We start from the raw sequence: 4,252 nt of genomic DNA, 5'->3' as shown, positions 1-4,252 counted from the left end.
CTGCTGCGCGATTGGCGCGAGCCGATGCCGGCCGGCCGGCTGGCGGAGTGGGCGGCGATGGTGGGCCGCAAAGCCGCGGGCGAGCCGGTGCAGTACATTACCGGCGAGCAATGGTTTTACGGCCTGCCGCTGGCCGTATCTCCGGCCGTGCTGATTCCCCGGCCGGAGACCGAGCTGCTCGTCGAAGCCGTGCTGGAGACGGCCGACCGGCTGTGGCCGGACGCCGGCGGCGGCGCGCGTCTTCGCGCCGCCGACATCGGCACCGGCAGCGGCGCCATCGCCGTCGCGCTGGCGGTGCAGCGCCCGCACTGGCGACTCTGCGCGACCGATCTGTCGCCGGACGCGCTCGCCGTTGCGAAGGCGAATGCGGAGCGGCACGGCGTGTCGGACCGCATCGCCTTCATCCGCGGCGATCTGCTCGAGCCGTTCGCCGCGGGAGGCGGGGACGGGGACGACCGCGCACTCGATATCGTGGTGTCCAATCCGCCCTATATCCCGTCGTCCGACCTGCCCGGCCTGCAGCGCGAAGTGCGCGACTACGAGCCGCATCTCGCCCTGGACGGCGGCATCGACGGGCTCGATCCGTACCGCCGCATGGCGGCCCAACTGCGGACGCTGCCGTCCGCGCCGCGCATCGCCGCGTTCGAAGTCGGCCTCGGACAGGCCCGCGGCGTTGCCGATCTGTTGGATGCGGCCGGCCTTTGGCCCGACATCCGCATCGTCCGCGACTACGCGGGCATCGAGCGCCACGTCATCGCCTCGGCGCCATAATCTCTTTTCCCTGCCTGTGGCCGCCATATGTCTGTTCCGCCCGCTTTTGCGATATCCCCTTCGCTCAGGAGGGGATTTTCGTTTGGCCGGAACCATCAACAGCAGCCGGGCGGCGGTCCGCCGTTGAACGAAGGTTCCAGCGTCCATTCGGATCTGGGAATTGAGGCTGCACGACCCATCCGGGGATGGGATATTTTTTTCTGCCTGAGTGAAGGGGATACCCAAAAAGTGGGCCAAGAGGATACCAGCGTCCGCGTCAACTTGCCGTTGAACGAGAGTACTCCAGGCGTGAACGTGAGCGACGCGCCTGGATGGCGCTGCTGTCCGTTCGGAGCCGACATTTGATGCTGCATGGGCAGACACCAATCCGGCGGCGCCGTTTTTTTTGACCTGAGCGAAGGGGATACCGAAAAAGCGGGCCCAAAAGTACCTCTCCACCCTGGCACAAACGCTCAAGCGCAAGCGCACACCCAGCCGAGTCACGACGTTATCCGCCAGCCACCCGCGAACGATATGCCAACCATGCGCGAATCATTCATGAACCATCCATGAACCATTCATGAACCATCCACGAACCATCCGCGGATTGCGGCTGCGGATCAGGCGCTGGATTTGCCCGGCATCCGTTCGGCTGCCAGCTCACGCATTTTGCGGATCATCCTGTGCACATCGCGGTACGAAGTCCAGTCCGGCTGCGGCGGAACGGGCCGCCCGACGATGGCGCGCCGGTCGGGAGCGCCGCCGGAGCCTGTCACCCGCATCAAAGCTGTCAGCACGTTCGTGCCGGAACGAGCCGTATTGTAACGGTAGACGCCTTCCTGCAAATAGTAATGCAAATGCTTGGCGCCGACCGTGTGGTGGAACATGCGAATATCGTCCTCGATCGACCATCCGACTTTCTTGATGGCCAGCCCGCCCGTCCGCCCCCAATCATCGACGGTCAGATCGACCGAAGCGGACTTGTCGACGTGTTGTCCGATGAAGCGAAGCGCGCCTTCGGGAGTGATTTTTCCTAGATAGGTGTCACCGCCCCAGTCGATCGCGATCCGGACACGTTCCGGTTCGCCAGCCCCGTTCATGGACGCGCCGATGATGTAGGGGTGCTCCGTCGGATGCAGACCGTCCGGCGACGGAATCAGGCGGCGGTTGGCTTTGCCGAGATCCAGACGGACGAGGCCGGTCAGCAGGTCGCCTTCGACAGCGCCGGCCATGGCGTTGCGAAGTTTGTGCAGCATGAGCCAGGCTGTCTTGTAGGTTACGCCGATTCTCCGGCTCAGGTAAACAGCGCTGACACAGTTGTACGCAATGAGGGAGGCGGCGGTGAACCACTTGGACAACGGGGTGCGGCTCCGCTCCATCACCGTGCCGGAAATGACGGAACATTGCTTGCGGCAGACGGCGCACTCGTAGAGCGGCAGCCTGCGGGTGCGGATGACGCTGTATGCGGTTGATTGGCAGCGCGGACAACGGTATCCTTCCGGCCAGCGAATGCGGAACAGCATGTCGGCGCATTGCGCTTCCGACAAATGGAGGAAGGATGGAGCGAACATGACATGGAAATGCATGGCGATCACCCGGAACCAGGAAGGGATGTATTCCTATTATACAGAACATATGTTCGTAATACAAGCAAGAAAAGCATAATTATCCAATTTTCGTCGGCTTTTTTCTCGGATTTGAAAGCTTCTCCCGGCCACTGTTGCTTCGAACTTCAGCCTGAACGAAAGGGATACCCGATTTTGGGCCCGAAAAAACATACCCGCCGCGGAAATCTATCAGTACGCGGGTTTGAAAGAATGATAGAGCGGGCATACTGGGGGATACAGTCGTTCCGGAACGCAAGCTTGGGCGCCGACGGGCGCCGTCAGAGGAGCTTGTGTGAACATGGTCATCCGCCATTATCCGTTCGTTTTTTCTTATCGTCCGGTCTACGGTTATGTCGTGCTGCTGGTGATGCTGCTGGCGATGTCGTGGGAGAACGCGCAGAACAACGCTGCGATCGTGGAAGGCGCCATTCCGGAGGAATCCATCCGGATCCGGATTCTGGCGAATTCGGATTCGGCCGCGGATCAGGCGGTCAAGCGCCATGTCCGAAATGCCATCGCGGATGAATTGAGGCAGTTGTCGGCCGGGGCGGATTCGATCGCCGAGGCGCGGGAGGCGATCGCCGGCGCCCTGCCCGAACTGGAGACGATGGTGAAGCGGGAGCTGGAAATGCGGGGATTCGACTATCCGGCCGCCGTGAAGCTGGGCCCCGTTCCGTTCCCGGCGAAGATTTACGGCAACCGGGTGTACCCCGCGGGGCAATACGAAGCGCTGCTCATCACCCTCGGGGAAGGAAAAGGCGAGAACTGGTGGTGCGTGCTGTTCCCTCCGCTTTGTTTTGCCGATGCGGTGGGCGCCGGCAAGGCGGACAAAGGCGAAGCCGTCACGAAAGACGCGGCGGGAAGCGGGGCGAAGGAAGCATCGGCGTTTGCGGCGCAGGATGCGCAAGACGGCGGCGTGAAGGCCGGGGCCTCGCAGAATGTGGAAGTGAAGTTTGCCGTATGGGAACTGCTGCAGCGGATCCTGGACTTCTTCAAGCGGCTGTTCGGCTGAACGGTTGCCGAGCCTCGGGCGTCTGGTGGTATAATGATTGGCAATGACGAACCGGGCTTGAGGGCCGGACAAGAAAGAGGAAGCAACAGGTGAACAGGGAGACGAAGGTATGGCCCGCTGACGAGCCCGCGATCGCGGAAGCGGCACGGACGCTGCGCGAGGGCGGGATCGTGGCGTTTCCGACGGAGACGGTGTACGGTCTGGGCGCGGATGCGCGCAATCCGCAGGCGGTGCGGCGGGTGTTTGAGGCGAAAGGGCGGCCGTCGGACAATCCGCTCATCGTCCATATCGCCGATCGGGGGCAGCTGGAGGAGCTTGTGCTGCCGTACGGCGAGATTCCGGCCCGGCTGATGGAGGCGTTCTGGCCGGGACCGCTGACCATCGTGCTGCCGGTCAGGCCGGGCGCGGCGGCGCCGCAGGTGACCGCCGGGCTCGATACGGTCGCGGTGCGGATGCCGGCGCATCCGGTCGCGCTCCGGCTGATCGCCGCCGCCGGCTGCCCGGTCGCGGCGCCGAGCGCGAACCGTTCGGGTCGGCCGAGCCCGACGCTGGCCGCGCACGTCATGGAAGATCTGGCCGGCCGGATCGACGGGGTTGTCGACGGAGGGCCGGCCGAGGTCGGCCTGGAATCGACAGTCGTCATGGTCGAGGACGAATGCATCCGCGTGCTGCGGCCGGGCGGCGTGACGCGCGAAGCGCTCGCGGAAGCGGCGGGCTGCGAAGTGATCGCCGAGGGCGACGCCCGGGAGAGCCGCGAGGATGCGGCGCCGCGTTCGCCCGGCATGAAGTACGCGCACTACGCGCCCCGCGGCGAGATGACGCTCGTCATCGGCGACGGCGAAGCGGTGCGCGCCTGGATCGGCCGCGAAGCGGCCGCGGCCCG

Annotated in this window: 4 protein-coding genes; 3 read left to right on the top strand and 1 reads right to left on the bottom strand. The window is 64.5% G+C overall.

What is annotated here, in order from left to right; all coding sequences use genetic code 11:
* Nucleotides 1-771: peptide chain release factor N(5)-glutamine methyltransferase (gene prmC / locus KJQ12_RS16750; RefSeq protein WP_213486211.1), on the top strand; the 771-nt coding region annotated here is incomplete at its 5' end.
* 599 nt (nt 772-1,370) lie between these two features.
* Here prmC and KJQ12_RS16745 read toward each other — a convergent pair.
* Nucleotides 1,371-2,336, bottom strand: coding sequence for a transposase (locus tag KJQ12_RS16745; protein ID WP_015256613.1), 966 nt, complete (start codon nt 2,334-2,336; stop codon nt 1,371-1,373).
* A gap of 319 nt (nt 2,337-2,655) precedes the next feature.
* On the opposite strand from KJQ12_RS16745, the gene spoIIR reads away from it, so the two are divergent.
* Together spoIIR and KJQ12_RS16735 are read left to right on the top strand one after the other, a co-directional pair.
* Nucleotides 2,656-3,369, top strand: a complete 714-nt coding sequence (gene spoIIR, locus KJQ12_RS16740) for a stage II sporulation protein R (protein ID WP_213486209.1) — start codon at nt 2,656-2,658, stop codon at nt 3,367-3,369.
* 89 nt (nt 3,370-3,458) lie between these two features.
* Nucleotides 3,459-4,252 (top strand): L-threonylcarbamoyladenylate synthase (locus KJQ12_RS16735; RefSeq protein ID WP_213486207.1); only part of this gene is annotated, 794 nt, incomplete at its 3' end.

It is taken from the genome of Thermobacillus xylanilyticus, from assembly GCF_907165215.1.
GTDB classification, from domain to species: Bacteria; Bacillota; Bacilli; order Paenibacillales; family Paenibacillaceae; genus Thermobacillus; species Thermobacillus xylanilyticus.
This window is presented reverse-complemented; position numbering and strand designations above follow the sequence as displayed.